We start from the raw sequence: 25567 nt of genomic DNA on the forward strand, positions 1-25567 counted from the left end.
GCGTTTAAAAAGTGTAAAAAAATAATTTCTACAGTCCTAAAAACTAAGGGTTTTCTTTAGATCATCTAAAAGCTAATCAACTCTACCTATTCTTATTAAAAGTTATTCTAAATTCGTTACAAGCAGTTTTAATTCTTAGAGAAATAGCATATTGACATTCAAGTGAACTTTAAACTTATAGTAATCCTACAGGCAGAAAGTTGATATCTGCTTTTAAAGATTATCAGCTACTCAGTCGATCAATTTAAAGGTTAACCAATTATGAATACAAATAAAGCGTTCACTGAAGTTGAATTTGGTCAACAGAAAGTTAAAGTTCCAAAAGGTGGTTATTATGACCGCTTTAGAATGAATCCTGATTTAGATGAAGTTGCAAAAGATCCTGCAGCTGGAAATATTGATTTTTTCCGTAGCATTCCTAAAAAGTTAGTTGAATCAAGAGTTGGACCTGTCTGGGCTCCCAACTTTTATTATCGTAGCGGCAATGTGCAAGTTTTGATGCTTGCACCCGTTAAGCTGTTAAAGAAAAAATTACCTTCGCCTCTAGTACCCTTGGAAGCTTTTCCAGGTTATGGACTAGTTGCACTCACCTTTTTCACTTATACAGTTTGTGATAATGATCCATACAATGAAGCGTCTGTAGCTATTGTCGTGCGTAAACCTAAAGCTCATGGTCCGCATGCTTTAGAGCTGATTAACTCGATTCGTAAACATCACTTTTATGCGCATGTATTAGCTTTACCTGTCGACACTGAAATAGCACGTGTACGTGGCGTATATGGTTATCAACTTCCAAAATGGCTAGCCGAAATTGATGTAAAGATTGATAAGAAAAAAGTTGAAGCAACACTTTCAACTTACAACAAATTAGATATTAGCCTAACAACCGCAACTCCGTCATTAAAAAGAGTTAAGTCTGAATCCCGCATGGGTAAAGCCACGATGTTGCATTTAGTCGATAACGAGTGGCATCAAACTCTAGTGCAAACCAATGTTCTCTCGTTTGGTGAAAAACTTTTCCCGCGCAAGGTAAAAGTGACACGCCATGGCGGCCATGTGAGCCAGCTTCTAGACCAGTTGGGCGCATCTACTATTCTTCGTCTCGATGTGATTGAAGATGCTCAGGTCGTATTAAATCTACCGACTAAACTTTAATCATCAGTCAGTTAGCTTAGGATCGTTAAGCTATGTTTTGAGGTTTAAGATGAATACTCTCAATGAAGTAAGCAGCACTTTAAATGCATCAGAGATACTCTCTCGACAACGCAAAGCATTTTTGAAAGCTGAACCACCAACACTTCAACAGCGTAAAGCAAGTCTTGCAAAACTTCGTGCTGCTGTCATTGAATATCGTAGTGAATTACAAGTTGCTGCAAGTGAAGACTTTGGACACCGTTCATATCATGAAACAGATGTCATGGAACTTGTTGGTATTGTTCAGTCCATCGATTATTTAACGCGTAATTTACGCCGTTTCATGAAGCCAGAAAAGCGTCATGTCAGCTTATTCTATCGCTCAGCTAGTGCTCACATAGAATATCAGCCGAAAGGGGTTATTGGGGTCATGGCTCCTTGGAACTACCCTATTTCTCTTACGCTTATTCCTTTTGCTACAGCGATTGCTGCCGGTAACCGAGCAATGCTTAAACCCTCAGAACTCACCCCTCGAACAAGTGAAGTGATTTCACGCATGCTTGCGGCGAACTTTTCTATAGAAGAAGTTGCGGTTATTTTAGGTGGGCCTGAAGTTGGTGCTGAATTTAGTGCACTACCTTTCGACCATCTATTGTTTACAGGAAGTACACCTGTGGGCTGTAAAGTCATGAAAGCAGCAAGTGATAACCTCGTTCCGCTCACTCTTGAATTAGGTGGTAAAAGTCCAGCGATTGTAGGTCGAGGGCACGTAAACTCGAGAACCATGACTAGTATTGCCTATGGAAAATTATCCAATGGTGGACAAACATGTGTTGCTCCAGATTATGCCCTTGTTCATGAAGATGATTTAGAAATATTTATTGAAGAATACAACGCGACAGTCTCTCGATTCTATCCAAACGGGCCAGACTGTGATGATTACACTTCAATTGTCAATGAACGTCATTATGCTCGTTTACAAGGCTTACTTGATAGTGCAAGACAAAATGGCGCACGAATCATTGAACTAGGAGTCAAATCTGAATCGGCAAAGAATCGCACTCGTACTCTTGTTCCAACACTTGTTGTAGGAGCAAAAGATGATGATGCAATTATGAAAGAAGAAATCTTTGGCCCAATTCTACCCGTGCGTACCTACCGTGATATTGATGAGGTAATTAACTACATCAATGAACGAGATCGTCCACTCGCCTTATATTATTTTGGTGAAAAAGATGCAGATTGCAAAAAACTGCTACGACGTACGACTTCAGGTAACGTTGGTATTAACAATACCTTAATTCATGTGGCACAAGACGATCTACCGTTTGGTGGTATCGGTCCAAGTGGGATGGGTGCTTATCACGGAATTGAAGGTTTCCGTTCTATGAGCCATGCAAAAGGTGTCTTTGATCAGGGCCGCTGGAATTTCCCAAGCTTCTTACATGCTCCTTTTGGAAAATTCATGGAGTTAGCACTTGCCATTACCTTGGGTAAGAAAAAAGCTAAATCTTAATTATTTTTCATCCTAAGCGGGATTGCGCACTCAGTCTCAATTCCGCTTATTTAATTAACAATATCTAATAAGGAAACAACTTTATGAAATGTATCACTTTTAAAGGTGCTGGCGGCCCTGAAGTTATTACGGTTAGTGAAAGACCTATGCCTGAGTTAACAGATGATGGGATATTAATTGAAGTTGTTGCAGCAGGTATTAACGGTCCAGATGTAATGCAACGAAAAGGTTTGTATGCACCACCGCCTGGTGTAACTGACATTCCTGGCCTTGAAGTTTCCGGAATTGTTAAACAAGTAGGCAAGCAAGTTACTAAGTTTAAAGCTGGAGATGAAGTCTGTGCATTAGTTCCGGGCGGTGGCTATGCTGAATATGTAGTTGCCCATCAAGATAATGTACTCTTCATTCCTGAAGGTCTGACATTAATTGAAGGTGGAATTTTATTAGAAACTTTTATGACAGTTTGGTCACATCTTTTCCAACATGCAAAATTCCGTCCAAACAGTTCAATTTTAATACATGGCGGTACTTCAGGAATTGGTACTACCGCAACGATGTTAACTCGAGCTTTTGGAGCAACCAAAATTTTTACAACAGTTTCGAGCAAAGAACATCAAGAAGCGAGTTTAAAAATTGGTGCTGATGTAGCCATAAATTATAATGAAGATGACTTTGTTGAAGTTGTAAAAAAACATACTGATGGTAAAGGTGTAGATTTTGTCTTGGATATTATTGCTGGAGATTACATCCAGCGAAATTATGAAGTCGCTGCAATGAACGGCACAATATTGCAAATAGGTGTGCTTAAAGGCTTAGCGGACAAAGTCAATATTTTTCCGATGCTTGCTAAACGCCTAACTCATACAGGCGCTACCCTACGCTCTCAAACTGCAGAAGCGAAAGCAGAAGTGATGGCAGCACTGCAAGAAAAGGTATGGCCTTTAATTTCAAAAGGACAGATAAAACCCTTGTTATATAAAACATTTGATCTTGAAGAAGCTCGCCAAGCTCATGAATTCCTTGATCAAGGACAACATGTTGGTAAGTTAGCTTTAATCGTCAAAAAATAAAAACTGAAAGTAAAAAAGACCAGTTAATACTGGTCTTTTTTACTTAATAAGTCCAAATTATTATTAACTTATATAGGGAGTCATCTCTCTTTCCTTTACTCTCATAATCCACTCCAGCTATCTTACTTTTGGGATTATTTAATAGACTTAATGCAAAGGCATTTTTTCAAACGACCCTTGTTGAGCCCCAAGCTCTGAACGCACCACTTGTAATTCAAAACCCTGTTTATCTAACTTGGCTCTTTCACTTTTATCAGTCAAAGACACAACAATACTCACTAAAAAAGCGAGGGGCATTGAAAATAATGCTGGATTATCAAATGGGAATATTGCTTTTTCATGCCCTAAAACACCTACCCAGACCGTAGGTGATAAAACTACAAAGGTAATTGCGGAAATGATTCCTACAAACCCACCAAATATGGCGCCGCGGGTAGTTAAATCTTTCCAGTACATAGAAAGAATAAGTACAGGAAAGTTAGCGGAAGCAGCAATACCAAATGTAAGTCCCATTAAAAAAGCGATGTTCATTTTTTCAAATAAGATTCCACATGCTATGGCAATCACACCTAGAACCACCACAGAAAGTCGAGATACAACCATTTCCTGCTTTTCAGTTGCCTTGCCTTTCTTAATGACTTTTTGAAATAAATCATGGGAAATCGCAGAAGCTCCAGCAAGTACCAAGCCAGCCACCACAGCTAAAATCGTTGCAAATGCTACAGCAGATAAAAAGCCGAGTAATAGATTTCCACCAAGGGCTTTTGCTAGATGCATCGCAACCATGTTACTGCCGCCAATTAAATCTCCACCGAGGTGCCCATCTACAAAATATTGAGGATTCGTGCCTACTATGGCGATGGAAGCTAAACCTAAAATACAAACTACAATAAAGAAGTAACCAATATAACCAGAAGCATAAAAGACTGAACGGCGTGCTTCAGCAGCATTTGGAACCGTAAAAAAGCGCATCAGAATATGTGGTAAACCTGCTAAACCAAAGATCAACCCAATAGACATAGAGAGTGTATTAATCGGGTTGGATAACATTGGACCCGGTTCTAACACCTTTTGTCCTAATTTATGTGTATTAACGGCAGCCTCAGCCATATTATTTAAACTAAAACCAAACGCTTTATATGCCAGAAAGACTAAAACGGTTCCGCCAAAGAGCAAAAGAATAGCTTTAACTATTTGTATCCATGTGGTTGCAAGCATTCCTCCGAAAATGACATACACCAGCATTAGACAACCGACCAGCATAACGGCAATTTTATAATCTAGACCAAACAATAATTTAATCAGCTGACCTGCACCCACCATTTGCAAAATTAAATAGCAACACACAACAATAAGTGAACCACACGTTGCCAAAATACGGGTGCGCTGTGGATCTAATCGATACGAAACAATATCTGCAAAAGTATATTTGCCAAGGTTTCTTAGTCTTTCAGCCATTAAGAAAGTTAAAATGGGCCAACAAACAAAAAAGCCTGTCACATAGATAAAACCATCATAGCCTTTGAAGAAAACCATACTAGAAATACCGAGTAAGGTTGAGGCAGACATATAGTCTCCCGCAATCGCCAAACCATTTTGCTTAGCTGAAATAGCATTACCCGCTGTATAAAAATCTTCTTTCGATACTGTTTTCTTTGCAGCTTTAAAAGTAATAAGTAGTGAAATACCAACTACACATGCAAACATAATAATTGCGGTCCAATTCCTTGGCTCGCTTTGTGAAGCCCAAGCACCGGAGCTAAATAAGGTCAAAATAGTAAAAGCAAAATATTTATTCATAACGATATTCCTTTCTTAATTTTTCTTTTTGTTTGTCAAAGTATTGATTCGTAATAAATATATAAAATCCCGTTATAATCCAGCTCAATACAATAACAATTGCAGCAATTGGTAAACCAATGGTGACTTTGCTTGCTTCTAATGGAATTGCAAGTAATTCGGGATGAAATGTGGCTGTTCCTATAAAAATAAAGTAAATGCTGAGTACAATTAAGCTTAAGAAAACGGCGAATCGATTTCTCTGCTTTACCATCTTTTTAAATTTCGCATCTAAAACGATATTTGCTTCCTGAGGGATGTTCATATAAAAAATCCTTTTTTATGTTGATCATTATTTACATTCAGCAAAAGCACTATTGGTGAAATAGTCGTGATAACGTTCTCTCAATATTTTTTTACTGATTTTTCCAGTGGGCGTATGCGGTATTTCTTCAACCAATATGGTTGCTGACGGAATGGCCCATTTATGTAATTTGGATGATAGAAAAATGACAATTTCTGAATGTTCAATTTTTTCTTGTGGAGACTTTGGCACCAATATTAAAAGTGGGCGTTCTCCCCATTTAGGATGATTGGCAGCAATAACGGCGGCTTCTGCAACTTTTTCATATCCCATCGCTGCATTTTCAACTTCAACACTGCTGACCCACTCTCCTCCCGACTTAATCATATCTTTGGCACGGTCCGTAATATGCATATATCCATATTCATCTATGCAGGCGATATCTCCCGTATCGAACCATTTGCCCTCTTCTTCTCCTGCTTTTGGTTGATTGATATATTGTTTAGCAATTGTATGACCACGTACTTCTAAAATGCCTTCATGCACACCATCATGAGGAAGTAATTGATGATTCTCATCACGCAATCTCATTTGAATACCGAAGATAGGTTTACCGCATTTAATCGATTGGGTTTCGATATTATTTTTAATTTGGTCTACTCGGTTACACGCTGCCATTGAACTGGTTTCAGTCATTCCCCAAGCATTTTCAACAGAAATTCCATAATGGCTCAAAGACTCAATAAGCGAATATGGCGCAGCTGAACCACCAGATATTGCACGTTTTAAACTGACTGATGAAATATGGTGTTCTTCAAGATAATTTTTAAAAGAATTCCAGATGGTAGGAACAGCCATAGAAATATCTACGTGTTCTGATTGGATCAGGTCGAAAATCTTATCTGTTTGGCCCGCAAATGAATGAGGCCAAACGATTTTTGCCCCCGACAAAACCGCATTAAATGGCATTCCCCATGCGCTAATATGATAAAGCGGAACCAAAGGCATGATACAGCTATCATGCGTTAAGCCAATCGCATTTGGCATGCTTAGTATTAATGCATGTAATACAGTACTACGATGTGAGTAAAGAACGCCTTTAGGATCCCCTGTTGTACCTGATGTATAACAAAGACCACTTGCACGCTCTTCAGGGATATCTGGCCAATCATAATAAGACTGCTCTGGAGCAATGAGTTCTTCATAAAAGACGAAATCAAATTGTGCTTTTAAATTTTTATTGGGGTCCCCGAGCACAATAAAATGTTTTATGACTGGCTTTATATTGTCATAAATCGAATCAACTAATGCCAAACAATCTGGTTCAATAATGAGTACCTCATCTTGAGCAGAATTGATAATTTGAATGAGCTGTTCAGGCGCCAATTTAGGGTTAATTGTATGGTAAATTCTTCCCGTACATGGAATGGCATAGTGCAATTCAAAATGCTGAAATGAGTTCCATGCCATCGTTCCGACTTTAGCATCAGAACTTATATTTAATCGGTCTAGTGCGTTGGCAAACTGAGCTACACGTTCGAAAGCATCTTTATATGTATATCGGTGTTTACTTATCCCATCTGCTTTCAAAGTTACAATTTCTTGATCTGCGTAAACTATCAAAGCATGCTGCATTATTGAAGTAATGTTTAAATTACAATGCATCATTAATCCATTCGTCATTCTTATTTCCTCACACAATTTAGCAACTGATTCAGATGCTTACATGAGTCAATGCAACTATGATGCCAAATATTTTTATTATTATTTTCAATAACTTAATTAATTATTTTATTTTTCTTTTTTGAAAAGATTTCAATTTTGAAATTAATGATTTATGAGTTTCATTCTACGCCACAAAGTGGTCCGGCTAATCCCGAGTTTTTGTGCAGCAAGGTCTAAATCACCCTCTACTTCTGCAAGTGTTTGCTCAATTAAACTCAACTCTTGATTAACTTTTACTTCTTTTAATAAAGGTTGCGTCGTGTGGTGATTTTGAGATTGAAATAGCTCGGGTAACTGTTGCTTTAAAAATTCTGGAGTTAAAATTTCATGATCAAGCTGTAATAGCACATTGATTCTTTCAACGATATTTTCAAGTTCGCGGATATTACCCGGCCAAGAATAGTGTAAAAAAGCCTTCTGTAAAATACTCGGCAAATCATTCAGTGTTTTTCTATATTTCTCTAGAAAGGAATTTGCTAAATACAAGATATCTTCTTTTCGTTCTTTTAAAGACGGCGTATACACTCTTAAAATATTTAAACGATAGTAGAGATCTGCCCGAAAGCTTCCATTTCGTACCAATTCTTCTAAGTCCGCATGAGTTGCAGCAATCACACGTATATCTAAATGATGACTTACCACTGAGCCCAAGCGGTTAATTTGTCTTTCTTGTAAGACCCGTAAAAATCTAGTTTGTAGATGTAATGGCATATCTCCAATTTCATCTAAAAAAAGCGTACCCGTATGTGCTGCTTCAATGAGACCAATACGTCCATTTTTCTTCGCCCCAGTAAAGGCACCTTCTTCATAACCAAATAATTCGCTCTCTAACAAGCTTTCCGGAAAAGATGCACAGTTGATTGCAACAAACGGCGCTTTATAACGACTGCTATAATTATGAATACTTTGTGCTAAAACTTCTTTACCTGTACCACTTTCACCAGTAATGAGAATGGTACTATCGGTTTTTGCATATGCTTTGGATAACTTAATGATTTGTTGAAAATTTGGATTTTGCGTCAAGATCTGGTCAAAGGTATATCTTGTATTAAAATTCTTTGATGAAACCTTTCTAAACTGACTATTAGACTGCTCTAATGCATTTAGTTCCTGCACTCTTAAGATATAGCCATCTATGTAGTCATTTTTTAATTTGGAAATATATACAGCAAGTTTTAAATTTTTAAATTGGACGAGTTGATGACTATTTTCTTGATCGATATCAAAGTTTAAACCTTCAAAAATTTCGAGTGCTGATTTGTTTAAAACGTCTGAAGAGTCTTTTTCAAGTAACGAACTCATTGAATTATTAATTAAAGAAATCTTTTTTTGCTTTGTAATAAAACAAATGCCTTCATTTAAGTGATTAAAGATCTCGGTTAAACGTAAGGTTGAATACTGTTCTCTACGAATCTTTTCAAGGGTACGTAAGGCATTTTGCAGAAGGTCTTTTAAAGACGGCACACTAATCGCCAAATGTCCGACTAGGTTTTCATTCAGAGCTAATTCTACTGCAACAGGCGAACCAATAATGGCATCAAAGCCTTGATTTTTAATTAAATGAATTGTTTTTTTAGCATCTAAATATGAGTCATAGTTAAACTGTTGTATATCTAAAGCAAAAATATCAGAGTAGTTCTCAAGATCGACTGTGGACGTATTACCCACCAAAGCAATTCGCTTATATTGTTTTAAGTTTGATATGGCTTGAATGACATCAAAAGTACCAGTTCGAATGACCTGTATATCAATGTTTAATTTCTTCTGTAGAAAACTCGCGGTCGCTCCCGTACATAGAAGAATCTGACAGCCATTTTCTACTAAGCTTTGAGCAACATCTTGTACATCTGAAATATGGCATTCCACCAAATCAATTTCGTTCGACTCTACTTCACTAATCGCCTGCTCAACCAAAGAACGAAAACCATTAATATTAGGTTTTTTAATATAGGTGACCAAAATATTAATTGGTTTTCGATTCAGCATTTTTTACTCCATTAAAAAACGTTTTATATAGGCGCAGCGCTATGACCGCCATCGACTTTAATTTCGATACCTGTTATGCCTTGTCCCGCTTGCGAAGCAAGTAACAGTAATGGCCCATTTAAGTCATCAAACTCTACAAACTTCCTTGTAGGAATTTTCTTTAAAAGCTGTTGGCCTACCTCACTCGTTAAATATTCTTCATTAATTTCAGTAATCATATAACCTGGAGCGATGGCATTTACATTTATACCAAATCTAGCCAACTCTACTGCCATAACTTCTGTTAAATGGCGTAATCCAGCCTTTGATGCGCAGTATGGACTAACACCTAGGTTGGTAGACTGAGACAGAATTGATGTAATGTTGATGATCGATCCTTTTCGTTCAGCTTTAATCATATGCTGCACAACTTCTTGTGCACATTGCCAAGGGGCTTTAAGGTTAGTATCTACAATCTTATCCCAATCTTCATCGTTATAGTCTAAGAAACGCTTGGTATCACTCACCCCGGCATTATTAATTAACACATCTATAGTGACTCCTTCAGCTTCTAAAGAACTAAGCATATCTTTCACAGCGGAACGATCATTTACATCTAATGCAAAGGTATAAACTTGTACGCCATATTCATTTTTTATATGCGATTCTAATTCTTTCAATCGCTCTAACCGTCTGGCACAAATAACGATATTGGCACCTTCTTTTGCAAATAATTCAGCTATGTGATGCCCTAGACCGCTTGAAGCACCAGTAATTAAAATATATTTATCTTTTACATCAAAAATATTCATTCTCTTATCCCTGTTTTATTATGCCTGTTTCCCTAATAGTTTTTTGGCTATGCTCATGCGGTGAACTTCATTTGCGCCATCATAAATTCTAAAACCTCGCGCATCTTTAAAAATCTTGCAGACCACTGATTCATCCGTCATGGCCTGTCCACCTAAAATCTGAACTGATCGGTCCACCACACGCCAGATACCCTCAGAGCTGATCACTTTAACTAGGCTCGACTCGTAATTTCCTTTCTCACCCAAATCTAAAACCTGCGCACAATAGTGAACGGCTAATCGAGTTGTTAAAATATCCATTTCATTGTCGGCAAGCATAAAACCAACGCCTTGGTGGTCTCCTAATCTCTTACCAAAAGATTGGCGTTCTCGTGCATATTGAGTAGCGATATCATGTGCTCTCCTTGCTTGTCCCAGCCATCTCATACAATGTGTTAAACGTGCTGGTGCAAGGCGAACTTGAGCATATTTAAATCCTTTACCAATTTCACCCAAAACGTTTTCTTTAGGTATACGTAAATTCTCAAAGCGTAAAATACCGTGCCCGCCTGAAAAGCATGAGTCCATAGCATTCATATTTTTTTCTAATATAAAGCCTTCAACGTTTGTATCTGTTAGAAACATTGAAGCAGAGCCATCTTCCATTTTTGCCATAATAATCGCAACGCTCGCTCCATCGGCTCCTGTAATTAACCATTTACGGCCATTAATAATATAGTCATCGCCATCTGCAATTGCCGTTGTTTGAAGCATGGATGGATCCGAGCCAGCACCTGGTGCAGGTTCTGTCATGGTAAAGCAAGATCTAATTTCTCCAGCTACCAGTTTTTTTAACCATCTTTCTTTTTGTGCATCATTTGCCACAACATCTAAAAGATGGATATTTCCTTCATCTGGCGCATGAATATTTAACGCGATTGGGCCTAAAGCAGAGTATCCTGCTTCTTCGAAAGCTACAGCCTTTTGCAGATGCGACCAACCAAGTCCTCCCATTTCTCGACTTGCATGAGGAGTTAGCAGCCCCCAACTACACGCCCGACTCACCAATTCTTGGCGTAAAGCTTCACTAGGGCCATGGCTATCTTGGCGAGGATCACTTTCTAATGGAATCACCTCTTGCTGAATAAATTCTCTAACTTTCTGTTGTAGCTCTAATAATTCATTAGATAGTGTGATCATGAGCTGAGCTCCTTTAATTTAAAGCCTTGAGTCGCGATATAAGTTTCATACACATCATCCATAGCGCTATTAAATAGCTCATTTTTAATCAGATTGTACGGCGTGAAATTTTGAAGCTTGATTCGTTTGCTTATTACCTTTTGATTTTCAATCGTCAGATCAAGAATGTTTAAGCAGCCATAATCTTGTTCCTGCGAATAAACATCTTTGAAGTCATGTCCATAAACCCAATTAATGAGTATTCGATTTACAATATCGTGTGAAGAAATGAGGATATTCTGGTCTTTGTTTGCCGTTAATATCATGCCTTCAAACCAAGTCAGTACACGACTAATAAAGTGAGTCCAACTTTCGCCTTGTACAAATAATTCAAGGTTATTTTTATGGAACTGATAGGCCTTTTTGATTTCCAGCTCAGCGCGATCCAACGAAATTTCTCTTAAACGTCCTGCTCTTATTTCTCGAATATCATCGAATGACTGAATGTCTTTATACTCATTTTGATAGCGCTTCAAAATTTCGGCTGTCTGAATCGAACGAGGCATGGTAGATGAGTAAATTTTTTCAAAATTAACAACTTGTAATTGATGAGCCAGTTGTTGTATTTGCTCTATTCCTCGTTCGGATAACTGTGCAAATTTCGGATTAATCGGATTATTAGCTGCATCAAAGTATGAAACATGCCCATGTCGAACCAAATAAATTCGTAGCCGATATTTATCCATGATTGGCCACCTTCGGTTCAGTAATTTTTAATTCTTCCAAATTCAGGGCTTTTAATGTCTCAAAAGTTTGATCCGATTGTTTACCTTCACGGATATCGCTAATAAACAATTGAGTTGCCTCATCAATATCTTTAATTGGAAATGAAAAATAATCTTGTAAAATGCCTGAACGATGCAATGTACAGGTATCTTTTTGCAAAATATAAGCCTGCAAAATTTCTAAGCTTCTCATGAGCATTAACAAGTTATATTTCTGACTGCCCGATTGCGGTAAAAGCTCATTTTTAATGACGGCTTGGCTAGCTTTGATCAGGTCAATTATCTTTTGCTCGCTCATTCTTTTTCTCCCAATATTTCCAAGATATTTTTTTCAAGGCGGGGAACTAAAAATTCCGTTAGGGCTAATTCGAGTGATGGAGTATCCATTTCATTGTTTCGGTCAGACTGCTGCATCGCAATAATTGCCCATCGAACATGAGACAGGACATGCCAAAACTTCATTTCAAATTCAGGGATATAAATATCGGAAATCTCAGCGTAAGCTTTCGCAAAGTCCTTATATGAACCTATTCCCCCAGCTATATTTTCATCTTGACCAAAACGCCAACATTTAGAGGTAAACCATCCTAAGTCTTCTCTTCGATCTCCCCATTGCGTAAATTCCCAATCTAAAATTCCTGAAATTTGATCGCCATTAATCATGATGTTACCAATGCGGTAATCACCATGGACTAAGACCAAATCATCGACTTTTGGAAGATTGTTAAACATCCATTGAATAGCGTACTCAAGGATTGGACGTTGTCTTTTTAAGTGATCCAGTTGTTCTAGAAAAACTGTAAGCTTTTTTTCTAAATATTGATCTTTATCTGGCTTAGGAAGTAGTTTCTCTAATACTTCATCTGATTGAATGGCATGAATTAAAGCAAGTTGCCTACCAATGTCTTGAGTAATCTTTTTACGTTTTTCTTCTTCTGTAATTCGAACTAATTTATGGCCTTCTGTAACACCATCAATTTTTTTCATAATGAAGAAATCACTGTTTAAAAAGTTAGGTGACTTCTCGAAATAAAGTGGCTCTGGCACTTTAATGCCAAAGTGATATAACCGATCTAAAAGTAAAAATTCCTGCTCCCGATCTGAACTAGCCTCTACACTAGATTCAGCATTTTTACGCAGTACTAATGCAAAATCTTCAGATTGAACTAGCCAATTTTCTTGGATAGCTCCGCCACTCATTTTTTTTAACTGAATTTCATGAGGGATTAGCCCTAGATTCTGCTGCAATATTCCGCTCAATTGCAGTATATGATTCGCATTCATTATTTACTCCTTGTAGCTAATCCTATTGGAGCAAATTACATGCCACTATTTTTAATATTAAAATCAATCACTTAAAAATAAAATATTATTTCAAATATGAAAATTATTTCACATTTGAAATTGACTATGAAAAAGAGACCATCATCTGGTCTCTTTTTATTCTTAGATCGCTTCTCTGGTCATCTCACCATTGACCAATCTTAAAATCTGCAACGGGTTGCTGTCTTTTAAGGCTTCCGGCAATAGACTCTGTGGATAGTTCTGGTAACACACAGGGCGCAAGTAACGGTCAATGGCCAAGGTTCCAACTGAAGTACCTCGTGCATCTGAAGTGGCTGGGTATGGCCCACCATGAACCATGGCATCACAGACCTCAACACCAGTTGGGTAGCCATTTATAAGTAATCGACCGGCTTTTTCCTCTAAAACTGGAACTACATCTGCAAACTCGGTTAAGTCAGCTTCATCGGCAATTAAAGTCGCAGTCAATTGCCCATTCATACTTTGTAGTGCCTGAATGAGTTGGGCTTTATCTTCAACTTCAATGACGACTGTGGTTGGCCCAAAGATTTCTTCTTGTAAAAGCTGGTCACCCGCCAGTAAAAGCTCAACATCAGCTTTAAGCAGTTGTGGCTGCGCCTGATTACCTTGTTGAGTATTGCCAGCCAAATGCTTAATGCCTTGATGCTGGGTCAAGTGCTCAAGACCAGCGGTGTAACTTTTTAAGGTGCCGGCATTGAGCATAGTCTGCGCAGGCTTAGCCCCCATAATGTCGGTCAGGTTGTTAATGAGCTGACTAAATTCAGCTGATTTAATTCCCAAGATTAAACCCGGATTGGTACAGAACTGACCACAGCCTAAAACCACTGAATCTGCCAAATCCTGTGCAATTTTTTCACCACGGTTTTTTAAGGCTTCTGGCAACATCAGCATCGGGTTAATACTGCTCATTTCAGCAAACACCGGAATCGGTTGTGGACGGGCTGCGGCCATATCACATAAAGCTCGTCCACCACGCAATGAACCTGTAAAACCCACAGCTTGAATTAAAGGATGCTTAACCAGTGGTTCACCCACACCATTACCGTAGATCATGTTAAATACGCCTTTAGGCATATTTGATTTTTCTACGGCACGCTCAATTGCCTGCGCTACAAAATCTGCTGTCGCCATGTGTCCACTATGGGCTTTCACCACTACAGAGCAACCTGCTGCCAGTGCCGAAGCAGTGTCACCACCCGCAGTTGAGAATGCTAAAGGAAAGTTACTTGCCCCAAAGACTGCAACAGGGCCTACACCGATTTTAATCTGACGCAGGTCTGGGCGAGGTAAAGGCTGGCGCTCAGGCAAAGCGGTATCAATACGGGCACCTAAAAAATCACCACGGCGCAGCACTTTAGCAAACAGGCGCATTTGCCCACTGGTCCGGGCACGTTCACCTTGTAAACGTGCAAGTGGCAAAGCAGTTTCCTGTGAGACAATTTCTAGAAAATCGGTACCCAAAGCATCGAGTTCATCTGCAATATTTTCTAAAAAAACAGCACGCTGTTCAGGTGTGGTATGGCGGTAAGTCTTAAAGGCTTGACTGGCTACTTCACAGGCCTGATTAATCTCTTGCTCGGTTGCATGGTGAAACTCATAAGGCAAAGCTTCACCAGTCGTAGCTTGAATACTTTTTAATAAGGTTGTACCTTGTGCGCTGCGTGAACCGCCAATAAAGTTGTGTCCAATGACCATTTTTATATTCCTTAGAGAGTAATAACTGAACCGATCGGTAATTCGGGTTGCATATGAGCAAGTTTGTTTATGAGCGGAAGTCCAAATTCTTTCATTTCAATTTCAAACTCATCGTTGACTTGCGCTTGAATACCATCGGCAAAAGATAGAGTCGCTGTACCGAAATAATGGATGTGAACATCCCCTGCTTTTAAGAATTGTTGATACTTAAAATGGTGATATTCCAGATTTGCCAAGCTATGACACATATTGTCTTCACCTGACAGAAACTCTTTTTCCCAAATGATTTGTCCATCACGACGCAAACGGCTGGTTCCGACTAAATGTTTTGGTAACTCGCCCGTCCGTAAAGCCGGACCAAAACTACAAAAACGTAATTTTGAATGTGCTAGATATAAATAATTACGGCGCTCCATCACATGATCAGAATACTCATTACCCAGCGCAAACCCGATTCGATAAGGCTTTAAGTCTTCGCCAATAACATAGAGGCCTGCAATTTCAGGTTCTTCTCCGCCGTCTTCAGCAAATGGTGGTAAAGGTAATTCAGCTCCCGGTCTTACCACAATTGAACCGTCACCTTTATAAAACCATTCCGGTTGCGCACCGATCTGACCTTGTGCTGGACGGCCATTTTGTAGGCCCCATTGAAATATTCGCATGGTGTCGGTCACCGAGCTGTCATCGCTTAAATTTTGTTGATGCATTTTGTCGCGTGCAGATGCAGAACCTAAATGGGTTAAGCCTGTACCGGAAATTAAACAATGCGTTGGATCTGGATGATCTAAAGGCGGCAATACCTTTAAGTCTGCTAATAAAGATGAATAATCATAAGTTTCGGACTCAAACCCTAACGCCTCAACTTGTTGTTCCAGTGAAACTTTATTGCGGATTGCCAAAAGTGCTAAATCACGAACCGATTGAATATTTTTAACCGGATATGCCATGTTGCCTTCTACTTTGGCAACAGCACGTTGATTTGCACGATTTTCAAATTGAATAATTTGCATGTTTTATTCCTTACAAAGGCTTTTGAATATTCACTGTTTGTGTTTTTTGACGTTCGAGCTTGGCATAGACGATGTAAGTCAGAATCAAGCCAAAAAGCATGACGATAGATAAGAAATACAAACCAGCAGCCATATTTCCCGTGTATTCTTTTAACAGTCCGATCCCAAATGGACCGACATAGCCACCTAAATTTCCAACAGAGTTAATTAAGGCAATACCAGCTGCTGCACTTGCACCCGTTAAGAAACGACCCGGTAGTGTCCAAAACACGGCAGTCGATGAAAATAGACAGAACGCAACTACAGCCAAAGCTGCCAACTGCATGACTGGGGAATTTAGCCAACCACTTAAAAACATTGCACAAGCACCTAGTGCATACAGAAAACTTAAGTGTCCGTAACGATCATTTAGGCGGTCAGTACTACGCGGAATAATGAGGAGTCCAATAATTCCAAAAATATAGGGAATGCTAGATAAGAACCCAATTTGAATATCACTACCTCCGCCAAATTGCTTAATAATGGTAGGAAGCCAGAGATTTAAACCATAAATACTTAAAGTTACCGGTAAGTAGTAAAGTGCTAATAAAAGTACGCGTTTGTCTTTTAAAGCATGTAGTGGATTGGCATGTCGGGTTTGGTCATATTCGGCTTCATCTTTAACGAGTTCATTTTTAAGCCATTGTTTTTGTTCAATGCTTAACCATTTTACTTTATCAATGTTATCGGGCAGCCACAAAAAGGTAGGTAAAGCCAATAAAACCGCGGGCAAGCCAACTGCAACAAACAACCATTGCCAGCCGTGTAAATTTGCAATGCCATCCATTCCAAGTAATAGACCAGCTAAAGGCCCTGCAATCATCATGGCAATTGGTTGTGAAAGCACAAACATTCCCATGATTTTTCCGCGATGCCGCACCGGATACCACTGCGTAATTAGGTATAAAACACCAGGGAAAAAACCCGCCTCTGCTACACCGAGTAAAAACCTTAAGAGATAAAAACTTTTAGGGCCTTGAATAAGCGCCATGGCCATGGTGATGAGGCCCCATGTTAATAAAATGCGGGTAAACCATTTACGAGCACCAAATTTGTCTAAAAGCAAATTACTTGGGACTTCAAAAAGAAAATATCCAATAAAAAATAAACCAGCTCCTAGACCATAGGCAGCATCACCAATTCCTACATCGGCACCCATATGCAAATGGGCAAATCCAACAGCGGCACGATCAATGTATGCCACGAGATATAGTATGACTAATGCAGGTATTAGCTTAAACGTGACCGTCCGTATTACATCCTTTTCGAAATCCATCTTCGACTCCATTTCCTATTATTTACTTATAGAGCATCTTGCTCGTAAATTATCCTTTCAATTTAAAATATAGTAATACTATTTAAATTTCAAACCTTTTAAAAATAAAATTTATGGTGTATTTTTAATTTAATTAATTCTAATAGTAATACTATATAGGGAAATTTGTATGAATAACAAACAAGTTCTTCGTTCGGCTGCCTGGTTTGGTACAACGGATAAAAATGGCTTTATGTATCGCAGCTGGATGAAGAACCAAGGAATTCCAGATCATGAGTTTCAAGGCAAGCCTATCATTGGGATTTGTAATACGTGGTCTGAACTCACCCCATGTAATGCGCATTTTCGAAAAATTGCCGAACACGTAAAAAAAGGAATTTTAGAGGCGGGCGGCTACCCTGTTGAGTTTCCTGTATTTTCAAATGGTGAGTCGAATTTACGTCCTACCGCCATGTTTACCCGTAACTTAGCCAGTATGGATGTTGAAGAAGCGATTCGTGGTAACCCTATTGACGGTGTGGTGTTACTGACAGGTTGTGACAAAACCACCCCTGCATTATTAATGGGAGCTGCAAGTTGTGATATTCCTGCCATTGTAGTGACTGGCGGTCCCATGCTGAATGGTAAGCACAAAGGTAAAGACATTGGTGCAGGTACCATCGTTTGGCAAATGCATGAAGAACTCAAAGCAGGCAAAATTGATTTAAATGAATTTTTATCTGCTGAATCTGGTATGTCGCGCTCGGCTGGTACATGTAATACCATGGGCACAGCTTCTACAATGGCCTGTATGGCTGAAGCCCTAGGCACTTCCTTACCCCACAATGCGGCCATTCCAGCTGTAGATTCTCGACGTTATGTGTTGGCTCATCTTTCTGGCATGCGTATTGTTGATATGGTTCATGAAGATTTACGTCTTTCCAAAATCTTAACCAAAGAAGCTTTCGAAAATGCCATTAAAGTCAATGCAGCTATTGGTGGTTCAACCAATGCCGTGATTCACTTAAAAGCAATTGCTGGACGCATTGGGGTTGATTTACAACTCGATGACTGGAACCGTGTTGGCCGTGGCATGCCAACCATTGTTGACTTACAGCCTTCGGGTCGTTTTTTAATGGAAGAGTTTTATTATAGCGGCGGCTTGCCAGCCGTGATTCGTCGCATGGGTGAAGCCAATCTCTTACCACATCCTCAAGCTTTAACCGTAAACGGTCAAACCATTTGGGAAAACTGCCAACAATCACCTATTTATAACGATGAAGTAATTCGAAAAATAGATAATCCAATTCGACAAGATGGCGGTATGTGTATTTTGCGCGGGAATTTAGCGCCTAAAGGTGCGGTGCTTAAACCATCTGCTGCCACACCCGAACTTATGAAGCATCGTGGTCGTGCAGTCGTATTCGAAAACTTCGATGATTATAAAGCCCGCATTAATGACCCAGATCTAGATGTCGATGAAACTTGTATTCTTGTGATGAAAAATGCCGGCCCTAAAGGCTATCCGGGCATGGCCGAGGTTGGAAATATGGGCCTACCACCAAAGATTTTAGCCAAAGGCATTACCGACATGGTTCGTATTTCCGACGCACGTATGAGTGGAACTGCGTATGGCACGGTCGTTTTACATGTTGCCCCTGAAGCTATGGCGGGTGGGCCTTTGGCCGTAGTTCAAAATGGTGACTTTATCGAACTTGATGCCTATGCTGGAAAACTTCACCTAGAAGTGAGTGATGAAGAACTTAAGCAACGTCTTGAAAATTTAGCACCACCAGCTCCACCAAGTTTTATTGGCGGTTACCGTAAGCTCTATGTAGAACATGTTTTACAAGCCGATGAGGGTTGTGATTTTGATTTCTTGGTCGGTTGCCGTGGCTCAGAAGTTCCACGTCATTCCCATTAATATTTATTCTTGAAAAAGATGATCTTGTTAAAACACAAGGTCATCTATACCATAGGATATTCAACATGTCGTAATAGTGAAATATGAGTAAAGCTGACTATAAAAATCCTATTCCAAGCAAAAGCCAACATGCATTAATCGTTCAACAATTGGGATTAAAAATTGTTTCTGGAGAAATTTCAGAAAATGAAAAACTCCCAAGTGAAGTTGATTTATGTGAGGAATATAAAGTCAGCCGCCCTGTCTTTCGCGAAGCTATACGTGTTTTAAATGCGAAAGGCTTAACATATTCAAGGCCCAAAATCGGAACAGTAGTTCGACCTAAAGAAGAATGGCATTTACTCGACCCAGATGTACTGTTCTGGTTGATTCAAACCACGCCTGAGCACGAGTTTTTTAAAACACTTTCTACCGTACGACGCGTTTTAGAACCGGAGTTAGCCTATATTGCGGCAAGTACAGCAAATGAAGAAGATATTGAACGTATTAAGCAAGCCTATGAAGGAATGGAAAAGGCAACAACAGTTGAAGAATTTATAGAGCCAGATATCCAGTTTCACTTAGCAATTGCCAAAGCAACGCATAATGACTTATTGGCTTATATGTCAAAAATGCTGGTTTTACCTTTGCAGCAATCGATTCAAGTCACCAGTCTACGCCCAAATTTACAAGGTCATTCATTACCAAGACATAAAGCTATTTTGACAGCAATTGAAAATAAAGATCCGCTCTCTGCTCGTCATGCTTCACTGGTTCAGCTAGACGATACTAAAATGGCTTATGATTTAATTAAAAAATAATTTTCTCTATGTATTAGAAAAAGCCTGCTGACTCCAAATTAAAGTGATCAGGCTTTTTATGTATAAATTAGAACACCTTTTTTACAGCTACTGTAAAGGTTGAGTGAATTGGATTTGAAATTGGTGCATCTGATTCACCATTACTATAATTTCTATAGTATCCGTCTTTGTCCCATGCTTTGGTATAAGCTAACCCTGTAGTCCAGCCATCACCTAAATCTTTAATAAGTTCGACTTTCATATCCTGAAAATTAGCTTCTGAGAAGTTTTTAATTCTTTCATAGCCATAGTGGGCACCAAAAGTCCAACTTTCATTGATCGGCTGTGTAAAGTTGAGGTCTAAATAAGTTGTTCCTCGTGAACGTTTACCTTCCGGTCCACCCATCGTATTTGAGTTATAACCTGCGTAATCTGGGGTATAAGTAATAAAATATTTGAGACTTAAAGGACCATAGCCAATTTGAGGCACAATTTCGCCATAGTTATAGCTTGTACTCCCCGTTTCAGCCGTACTTTTTGCACCTGGGTAATAATAATAAAAAACAGACATTCCAATTGAGAATTTATCGATGGTTTTTAAATAACCTGCATAAAAGTCCCATTCAACTGAAGCATCACGGAGATAGTTAGAACTTACATTGGATGCCCAAGTACCCACAAATAGCCCATTCGGATTTGCATAGTCGAAACCAATTTGTAGTGCAGGCTTACCCCAAGTTTGTTGAAAACCACGCGAAATATATTGACTTGCAAAAGTCACATTCGCACTATACGGAGAAATTTGTTCTTGTTCATTTAATTGTTCAGCATGTACAACACCTGTAGACATAATGAGAGAAGCTATACCTAAAATTTTTCTCATTTAATAATTCCTTTTACATATTACCTATAGGTTTAAAGTTTTAAAATAACATGATAATTCAATTTAAAGCGTATTAAAAATTTATAAATTCAAATTTCTGGATACTTCTTCTTCGCTATAGATCTCTTCAATACAATCTAAGATTTTAGGAATATAGGAACTTTGGTCCATGTTACGCATAGATAGAGAAATGGGACTATAGGCTTCTAAGTCTAAGATATTTAAATAAGTTAGATTCTTCATTCCAATGTCGCAGGCGCTTTCCGGAATAATACAAATACCCTCTCCAGATGCCACCAAGCCAAGTGCCATATGAATTTCTCGTACTTCAGTCAGCTTGGCCGGAACAAGACCTAATTTGGTAAATAAAGCTTGAATAGTGGTCGAAAAATTTGGTTTAGGTGTGGTTGGATAAGAAAAAATTGTCTCATTGATAATTTGAGATAAATAAATTCCTGACTCTTGGAAATCACTTAATGGGTGTTTTTTATGGATTGCGAGTTTTAATTTTTCTTTTCTGAGTAAAAGTCGCTTAATGGCTGGATCACTAATTGGTAATCGACCAAAACCTAAATCAATTTTACCGAGTTTTAATGCTTCCACCTGATCTCGTGTACCACATTCAATAAGCTCGACATGAATGTCAGGATTTTTTTGCCTAAATAGATAAATGACCTGTGGTAATCGCCCATAAAGAAGCGAACTCACATAACCAACTTTAACAACATTCTCGACCAGCTTCATTTTTTTAGCCATCGAAGCAGCTTGAGCGGTGTGCGTCAAAATTTGTACCGCATGCTGGTAAAAAAACAGCCCTGCTTCCGTTACTTTTAATGGACGAGAGCCTTTTTCGAATAAATCGATCCCTAATTCTTCTTCTAGTTTTTTGATTTGGCGTGTTAAAGGTGGCTGAGCAATAAAAAGCTTTTCTGCAGCTTTCGTCAGACTCTGTTCTTCAACAACGGTAACAAAATAACGTAGATGTCTTAATTCCATTAATATACCTTTTTAGTATCTTAAAATACCGTTCTATATCTATTTTAGGCTATTACATTCTTCTATGGTATACAAACAAGTTCGTAATAGTTGAAACTTCATGTATAGAACCATAGAAACCATACTTGTGGATATTCCAACTATCCGTCCTCACCAGTTGTCTGTGACTACTATGCGTACCCAGACTTTGGTACTCGTTAAAATTACGACCACGGATGGTATTGTCGGTTGGGGTGAAGCCACCACCATTGGTGGGCTGAACTATGGTGAAGAAAGTCCTGAGAGTGTCAAAGCCAATATTGATACCTACTTTGCACCATTACTGACATCAGTTAAAGATTTAAATGTTGCACAAACACTAAAACTGATTCGTAAAAATATTAATGGTAACCGCTTTGCTAAGTGTGCCATTCAGACTGCCCTACTTGATATTCAGGCCAAACGTTTAGGTGTGCCATTAAGCGAAGTTTTAGGTGGACGTCTGCGTAATAGTTTACCTGTGCTTTGGACGCTTGCGTCTGGTGACACAGAAAAAGATATTGCTGAAGCTCGCAAAATGATTGAGCTAAAGCGCCACAACACGTTCAAACTTAAAATTGGTGCACGTCCTTTACAGCAAGATGTTGACCATGTGATTGCTATTAAAAAAGCATTAGGTGCTGATGTTAGTGTACGTGTAGATGTAAACCGTGCATGGTCAGAACTTGAGTGTATTCATGGTATTCAACAGCTCCAAGATGGTGGAATCGATTTAATCGAACAGCCATGTGCAATTCAAAATACCGAAGCACTTGCTCGCCTCACCCTACGTTTTGATGTAGCCATTATGGCTGATGAGGCTTTAACTGGCCCTGACAGCGCGTACCGTATTGCAAAAAATCATGGTGCAGATGTATTTGCCGTAAAAATTGAACAATCTGGTGGTCTGATTGAAGCATGTGAAGTTGGCAAAATTGCTGGTTTGGCTGGTATCGACCTATATGGCGGCACTATGCTTGAAGGCCCTGTAGGAAGTATTGCATCGGCCCATGTATTTGCAACTTTTGAAACGTTAGCGTTCGGCACTGAATTATTTGGTCCGTTATTACTTACCGAAGAAATTTTAAAAGAGCCGCTACGTTACGAAAACTTTGAATTGCATTTGCCGACAGCTCCGGGCTTAGGCATTGAAATTGATGAAGATAAGATTGAGAAATTACGTCGTTAAGGCAACAGGATAAGGAGTTTCCCATGTTATTTCATGTACGTATGGATGTGCATATTCCACTTGATATGCCAGCCGACAAAGCAAATGAAATTAAGGCCGTTGAAAAAGCTTATTCGCAAGACTTACAACGCCAAGGTAAATGGCGTCATATCTGGCGAATTACAGGTCAGTACTCGAACATCAGCATTTTTGATGTAGAGAGCAATGAAGAATTGCATAACATTTTACAAGGTTTACCTCTCTATCCATACATGGACATTGAAGTGATGGCACTTAACCGTCATCCATCTTCTGTTCGTGATGATGATTCGTAAATAGAAAGAATTTTTTAAATGCGATCTCTGAAGTCCATTTAAAAACCAAGCAGATTATTCAGAAGGTAACAAGGAACGTGGCGGCACTTATTCGCTAGCAAAACCAAATGCCCGCAGCGCTGCCACCCAAAACCGTATTGCATACTTAAGGAGTTTTAGTATGAACCGTCAACAAATTGATGCGCTTGTAAAACAAATGAATGTCGACACTGCAAAAGGCGAAGTTGATGCACGTGTTCAACAAATTGTAGTGCGCCTTCTTGGGGATTTATTTCAAGCCATCGAAGATTTAGACATCCAACCTTCTGAAGTTTGGAAAGGTTTGGAATATTTTACCGATGCAGGTCAAGCAAATGAACTTGGTCTTTTGGCAGCAGGCTTAGGTCTTGAACATTACCTTGACTTACGTGCAGATGAAGCAGATGCCAAAGCTGGTATTACAGGCGGTACACCTCGTACTATCGAAGGTCCACTTTATGTTGCTGGCGCACCTGAATCAGTTGGCTTTGCACGTATGGATGACGGAACCGAGACTGGCAAAATCGATACCTTAATTATTGAAGGTACGGTAACCGACACTGATGGCAATATTATTGAAAATGCCAAAGTTGAAGTATGGCATGCCAACAGTTTAGGTAACTATTCATTCTTTGATAAGTCACAATCTGACTTTAACTTACGCCGTACCATTTTCACCGATGCAGATGGTAAATATGTAGCGTTAACCACTATGCCAGTTGGTTATGGATGCCCTCCTGAAGGTACAACACAGGCTCTTCTTAACAAGTTAGGCCGTCATGGTAACCGTCCATCTCACGTTCACTACTTCGTTTCTGCACCGGGTTACCGCAAGCTGACTACTCAATTCAACATTGAGGGTGATGAGTACTTATGGGATGACTTTGCCTTCGCTACTCGTGACGGTTTAGTGGCAACAGCAGTAGATGTCACAGATCCTGCTGAAATTCAACGCCGTGGTTTAGATCACGCTTTCAAACACATCACATTTAACATTGAACTGGTTAAAGAAGCCGCTGCTGCTCCTTCAACTGAAGTTGAACGCCGTCGCGCTAGTGCTTAATTGAAAGTGTATGTGAGTTAAAAGTTCGCTTTTGACTCACAAAATTTACTCCATTTATTACTACCATTAAGAATTTCAATAAATTTTTAGCGGTAGTAATACATCACGTTACCTCATGCTCTAAGGTTTCTCACATGATTGACAAAAGTAAGTCCTCACTAAGCGAGGTTTTATCGCAGATTAAAGATGGTGCAACCATTCTGATTGGTGGTTTTGGTACCGCAGGACAACCCGCTGAACTCATTGACGGTCTGATTGAACTTGGCGTTAAGGACTTGACCATTGTGAGCAACAATGCCGGTAATGGGGATTATGGTCTGGCTAAACTGCTCAAAGCCGGTTCAATTAAAAAAGTGATTTGCTCTTTCCCACGTCAGTCTGACTCTTATGTGTTTGATGAACTGTACCGTGCCGGAAAGGTTGAACTTGAACTGGTACCACAAGGCAATCTGGCGTGCCGTATTCAGGCAGCAGGTATGGGCCTTGGGGCGGTGTTTACACCAACAGGCTTTGGAACACTTTTAGCTGAAGGCAAAGAAACCCGTCATATTGATGGTAAAGACTATGTGCTTGAGTATCCGATCAAGGCTGACTTTGCCCTGATTAAAGCCTATAAGGGCGACCGCTGGGGCAATCTGGTTTACCGTAAATCTGCACGTAACTTTGGCCCGATCATGGCCATGGCTGCTGATGTCACCATTGCCCAGGTTTCTGAAGTGGTTGAACTGGGTGGATTAGACCCGGAACACATCATTACCCCAGGTATTTTTGTACAGCACGTTGTACAAGTACAGCCCGCACAGTAAGCAA

Annotated in this window: 23 protein-coding genes; 9 read left to right on the forward strand and 14 right to left on the reverse strand. The window is 39.3% G+C overall.

Annotated elements, in window-relative coordinates; genetic code table 11:
* The first annotated feature begins 261 nt into the window (after positions 1-261).
* The 3 genes from EG365_RS18335 to EG365_RS18345 all read left to right on the forward strand — a co-directional run bounded on the left by EG365_RS18335 (position 262) and on the right by EG365_RS18345 (position 3720).
* Positions 262-1155 carry an acetoacetate decarboxylase family protein gene (locus EG365_RS18335; protein WP_001095374.1) on the forward strand — a complete coding sequence of 298 codons (894 nt, stop codon included), beginning with the start codon at positions 262-264 and terminating at the stop codon, positions 1153-1155.
* Positions 1156-1204: 49 nt separating this feature from the next.
* Positions 1205-2650, forward strand: coding sequence for a coniferyl aldehyde dehydrogenase (locus tag EG365_RS18340; protein WP_001094386.1), 1446 nt, complete (start codon positions 1205-1207; stop codon positions 2648-2650).
* An 83-nt stretch (positions 2651-2733) separates the two neighbouring features.
* Positions 2734-3720 carry an NAD(P)H-quinone oxidoreductase gene (locus EG365_RS18345; protein WP_000649780.1) on the forward strand — a complete coding sequence of 329 codons (987 nt, stop codon included), beginning with the start codon at positions 2734-2736 and terminating at the stop codon, positions 3718-3720.
* Between the two features lie 147 nt (positions 3721-3867).
* Here the strand turns inward: EG365_RS18345 and actP are convergent, their stop codons facing one another.
* The 12 genes from actP to abaQ all read right to left on the reverse strand — a co-directional run bounded on the left by actP (position 3868) and on the right by abaQ (position 17594).
* Positions 3868-5520 (reverse strand): cation/acetate symporter ActP, encoded by a 1653-nt coding sequence (gene actP, locus EG365_RS18350; RefSeq protein WP_001045993.1) that lies wholly within the window; start codon positions 5518-5520, stop codon positions 3868-3870.
* A complete protein-coding gene (locus EG365_RS18355) occupies positions 5513-5824 on the reverse strand; it encodes a DUF485 domain-containing protein (protein ID WP_001025141.1) in 312 nt (103 codons plus the stop codon). Before EG365_RS18355 ends, actP begins: the two co-directional genes overlap by 8 nt.
* Before the next feature lie 27 nt (positions 5825-5851).
* On the reverse strand, positions 5852-7486 hold the full coding sequence (locus tag EG365_RS18360; RefSeq protein ID WP_000181290.1) for a long-chain-fatty-acid--CoA ligase: 1635 nt from the start codon (positions 7484-7486) through the stop codon (positions 5852-5854).
* 144 nt (positions 7487-7630) lie between these two features.
* Positions 7631-9514, reverse strand: a complete 1884-nt coding sequence (locus tag EG365_RS18365) for a sigma 54-interacting transcriptional regulator (protein WP_000934676.1) — start codon at positions 9512-9514, stop codon at positions 7631-7633.
* A gap of 23 nt (positions 9515-9537) precedes the next feature.
* Positions 9538-10305, reverse strand: a complete 768-nt coding sequence (locus tag EG365_RS18370) for an SDR family NAD(P)-dependent oxidoreductase (RefSeq protein WP_001019900.1) — start codon at positions 10303-10305, stop codon at positions 9538-9540.
* Positions 10306-10323: 18 nt separating this feature from the next.
* Entirely contained in the window at positions 10324-11484 is a 1161-nt protein-coding gene (locus EG365_RS18375; RefSeq protein ID WP_000631823.1) for an acyl-CoA dehydrogenase family protein, read from the reverse strand.
* Complete coding sequence (locus tag EG365_RS18380) at positions 11481-12209, reverse strand: histidine phosphatase family protein (protein WP_000362238.1); 729 nt, start codon at positions 12207-12209, stop codon at positions 11481-11483. The genes EG365_RS18375 and EG365_RS18380 overlap by 4 nt, the downstream gene beginning before the upstream one ends.
* The gene (locus EG365_RS18385) at positions 12202-12546 is read right to left on the reverse strand and encodes a hypothetical protein (RefSeq protein WP_000003220.1); all 345 of its coding nucleotides are present in this window, start codon (positions 12544-12546) and stop codon (positions 12202-12204) included. Before EG365_RS18385 ends, EG365_RS18380 begins: the two co-directional genes overlap by 8 nt.
* Positions 12543-13532, reverse strand: coding sequence for a phosphotransferase family protein (locus tag EG365_RS18390; RefSeq protein ID WP_000993273.1), 990 nt, complete (start codon positions 13530-13532; stop codon positions 12543-12545). The genes EG365_RS18385 and EG365_RS18390 overlap by 4 nt, the downstream gene beginning before the upstream one ends.
* 162 nt (positions 13533-13694) lie before the next feature.
* Complete coding sequence (locus EG365_RS18395) at positions 13695-15269, reverse strand: aldehyde dehydrogenase (NADP(+)) (protein ID WP_000234442.1); 1575 nt, start codon at positions 15267-15269, stop codon at positions 13695-13697.
* Positions 15270-15280: 11 nt separating this feature from the next.
* Complete coding sequence (gene araD1 / locus EG365_RS18400) at positions 15281-16279, reverse strand: AraD1 family protein (RefSeq protein ID WP_001165785.1); 999 nt, start codon at positions 16277-16279, stop codon at positions 15281-15283.
* Between the two features lie 10 nt (positions 16280-16289).
* Positions 16290-17594, reverse strand: a complete 1305-nt coding sequence (gene abaQ, locus EG365_RS18405; RefSeq protein ID WP_000345069.1) for a multidrug efflux MFS transporter AbaQ — start codon at positions 17592-17594, stop codon at positions 16290-16292.
* Positions 17595-17763: 169 nt separating this feature from the next.
* Here abaQ and EG365_RS18410 point away from each other — a divergent pair, with 169 nt between their 5' ends.
* Together EG365_RS18410 and EG365_RS18415 are read left to right on the forward strand one after the other, a co-directional pair.
* Complete coding sequence (locus EG365_RS18410; RefSeq protein WP_001060816.1) at positions 17764-19497, forward strand: IlvD/Edd family dehydratase; 1734 nt, start codon at positions 17764-17766, stop codon at positions 19495-19497.
* 83 nt (positions 19498-19580) lie between these two features.
* The gene (locus EG365_RS18415; protein ID WP_000029961.1) at positions 19581-20297 is read left to right on the forward strand and encodes a FadR/GntR family transcriptional regulator; all 717 of its coding nucleotides are present in this window, start codon (positions 19581-19583) and stop codon (positions 20295-20297) included.
* A gap of 67 nt (positions 20298-20364) precedes the next feature.
* On the opposite strand, the gene EG365_RS18420 is transcribed toward EG365_RS18415, so the two are convergent.
* On the reverse strand, positions 20365-21159 hold the full coding sequence (locus tag EG365_RS18420) for a TorF family putative porin (RefSeq protein WP_001226543.1): 795 nt from the start codon (positions 21157-21159) through the stop codon (positions 20365-20367).
* Positions 21160-21240: 81 nt separating this feature from the next.
* Complete coding sequence (locus EG365_RS18425; RefSeq protein WP_000423293.1) at positions 21241-22155, reverse strand: LysR family transcriptional regulator; 915 nt, start codon at positions 22153-22155, stop codon at positions 21241-21243.
* A 100-nt stretch (positions 22156-22255) separates the two neighbouring features.
* Between EG365_RS18425 and EG365_RS18430 the strand changes: the two genes are divergently transcribed.
* From EG365_RS18430 to EG365_RS18445, 4 genes are all read left to right on the forward strand, one after another.
* Positions 22256-23362, forward strand: a complete 1107-nt coding sequence (locus EG365_RS18430; protein ID WP_000286344.1) for a muconate/chloromuconate family cycloisomerase — start codon at positions 22256-22258, stop codon at positions 23360-23362.
* Positions 23363-23385: 23 nt separating this feature from the next.
* On the forward strand, positions 23386-23676 hold the full coding sequence (catC, locus tag EG365_RS18435) for a muconolactone Delta-isomerase (protein WP_000897235.1): 291 nt from the start codon (positions 23386-23388) through the stop codon (positions 23674-23676).
* A gap of 160 nt (positions 23677-23836) precedes the next feature.
* Entirely contained in the window at positions 23837-24757 is a 921-nt protein-coding gene (catA, locus tag EG365_RS18440) for a catechol 1,2-dioxygenase (protein ID WP_001081618.1), read from the forward strand.
* 134 nt (positions 24758-24891) lie between these two features.
* On the forward strand, positions 24892-25563 hold the full coding sequence (locus EG365_RS18445) for a 3-oxoacid CoA-transferase subunit A (protein WP_000566012.1): 672 nt from the start codon (positions 24892-24894) through the stop codon (positions 25561-25563).
* The last annotated feature ends 4 nt before the right edge of the window (positions 25564-25567 follow it).

The organism is Acinetobacter sp. FDAARGOS_494 (genome assembly GCF_003812225.1).
In the GTDB taxonomy this organism is placed as follows: domain Bacteria; phylum Pseudomonadota; class Gammaproteobacteria; order Pseudomonadales; family Moraxellaceae; genus Acinetobacter; species Acinetobacter baumannii.

What these genes read in the sequence shown, in the direction of transcription:
- abaQ (WP_000345069.1), bottom strand. Translation starts at nt 17,594, where the DNA reads ATGGATTTCGAAAAGGATGTAATACGGACGGTCACGTTTAAGCTAATA.
- EG365_RS18375 (WP_000631823.1), bottom strand. Translation starts at nt 11,484, where the DNA reads ATGATCACACTATCTAATGAATTATTAGAGCTACAACAGAAAGTTAGA.
- EG365_RS18360 (WP_000181290.1), bottom strand. Translation starts at nt 7,486, where the DNA reads ATGACGAATGGATTAATGATGCATTGTAATTTAAACATTACTTCAATA.
- EG365_RS18420 (WP_001226543.1), bottom strand. Translation starts at nt 21,159, where the DNA reads ATGAGAAAAATTTTAGGTATAGCTTCTCTCATTATGTCTACAGGTGTT.
- EG365_RS18340 (WP_001094386.1), top strand. Translation starts at nt 1,205, where the DNA reads ATGAATACTCTCAATGAAGTAAGCAGCACTTTAAATGCATCAGAGATA.
- catA (WP_001081618.1), top strand. Translation starts at nt 23,837, where the DNA reads ATGAACCGTCAACAAATTGATGCGCTTGTAAAACAAATGAATGTCGAC.
- EG365_RS18335 (WP_001095374.1), top strand. Translation starts at nt 262, where the DNA reads ATGAATACAAATAAAGCGTTCACTGAAGTTGAATTTGGTCAACAGAAA.
- EG365_RS18385 (WP_000003220.1), bottom strand. Translation starts at nt 12,546, where the DNA reads ATGAGCGAGCAAAAGATAATTGACCTGATCAAAGCTAGCCAAGCCGTC.
- EG365_RS18410 (WP_001060816.1), top strand. Translation starts at nt 17,764, where the DNA reads ATGAATAACAAACAAGTTCTTCGTTCGGCTGCCTGGTTTGGTACAACG.
- EG365_RS18370 (WP_001019900.1), bottom strand. Translation starts at nt 10,305, where the DNA reads ATGAATATTTTTGATGTAAAAGATAAATATATTTTAATTACTGGTGCT.
- EG365_RS18430 (WP_000286344.1), top strand. Translation starts at nt 22,256, where the DNA reads ATGTATAGAACCATAGAAACCATACTTGTGGATATTCCAACTATCCGT.
- EG365_RS18390 (WP_000993273.1), bottom strand. Translation starts at nt 13,532, where the DNA reads ATGAATGCGAATCATATACTGCAATTGAGCGGAATATTGCAGCAGAAT.
- EG365_RS18395 (WP_000234442.1), bottom strand. Translation starts at nt 15,269, where the DNA reads ATGGTCATTGGACACAACTTTATTGGCGGTTCACGCAGCGCACAAGGT.
- EG365_RS18380 (WP_000362238.1), bottom strand. Translation starts at nt 12,209, where the DNA reads ATGGATAAATATCGGCTACGAATTTATTTGGTTCGACATGGGCATGTT.
- actP (WP_001045993.1), bottom strand. Translation starts at nt 5,520, where the DNA reads ATGAATAAATATTTTGCTTTTACTATTTTGACCTTATTTAGCTCCGGT.
- EG365_RS18445 (WP_000566012.1), top strand. Translation starts at nt 24,892, where the DNA reads ATGATTGACAAAAGTAAGTCCTCACTAAGCGAGGTTTTATCGCAGATT.
- EG365_RS18365 (WP_000934676.1), bottom strand. Translation starts at nt 9,514, where the DNA reads ATGCTGAATCGAAAACCAATTAATATTTTGGTCACCTATATTAAAAAA.
- EG365_RS18425 (WP_000423293.1), bottom strand. Translation starts at nt 22,155, where the DNA reads ATGGAATTAAGACATCTACGTTATTTTGTTACCGTTGTTGAAGAACAG.
- EG365_RS18415 (WP_000029961.1), top strand. Translation starts at nt 19,581, where the DNA reads ATGAGTAAAGCTGACTATAAAAATCCTATTCCAAGCAAAAGCCAACAT.
- EG365_RS18355 (WP_001025141.1), bottom strand. Translation starts at nt 5,824, where the DNA reads ATGAACATCCCTCAGGAAGCAAATATCGTTTTAGATGCGAAATTTAAA.
- araD1 (WP_001165785.1), bottom strand. Translation starts at nt 16,279, where the DNA reads ATGCAAATTATTCAATTTGAAAATCGTGCAAATCAACGTGCTGTTGCC.
- EG365_RS18345 (WP_000649780.1), top strand. Translation starts at nt 2,734, where the DNA reads ATGAAATGTATCACTTTTAAAGGTGCTGGCGGCCCTGAAGTTATTACG.
- catC (WP_000897235.1), top strand. Translation starts at nt 23,386, where the DNA reads ATGTTATTTCATGTACGTATGGATGTGCATATTCCACTTGATATGCCA.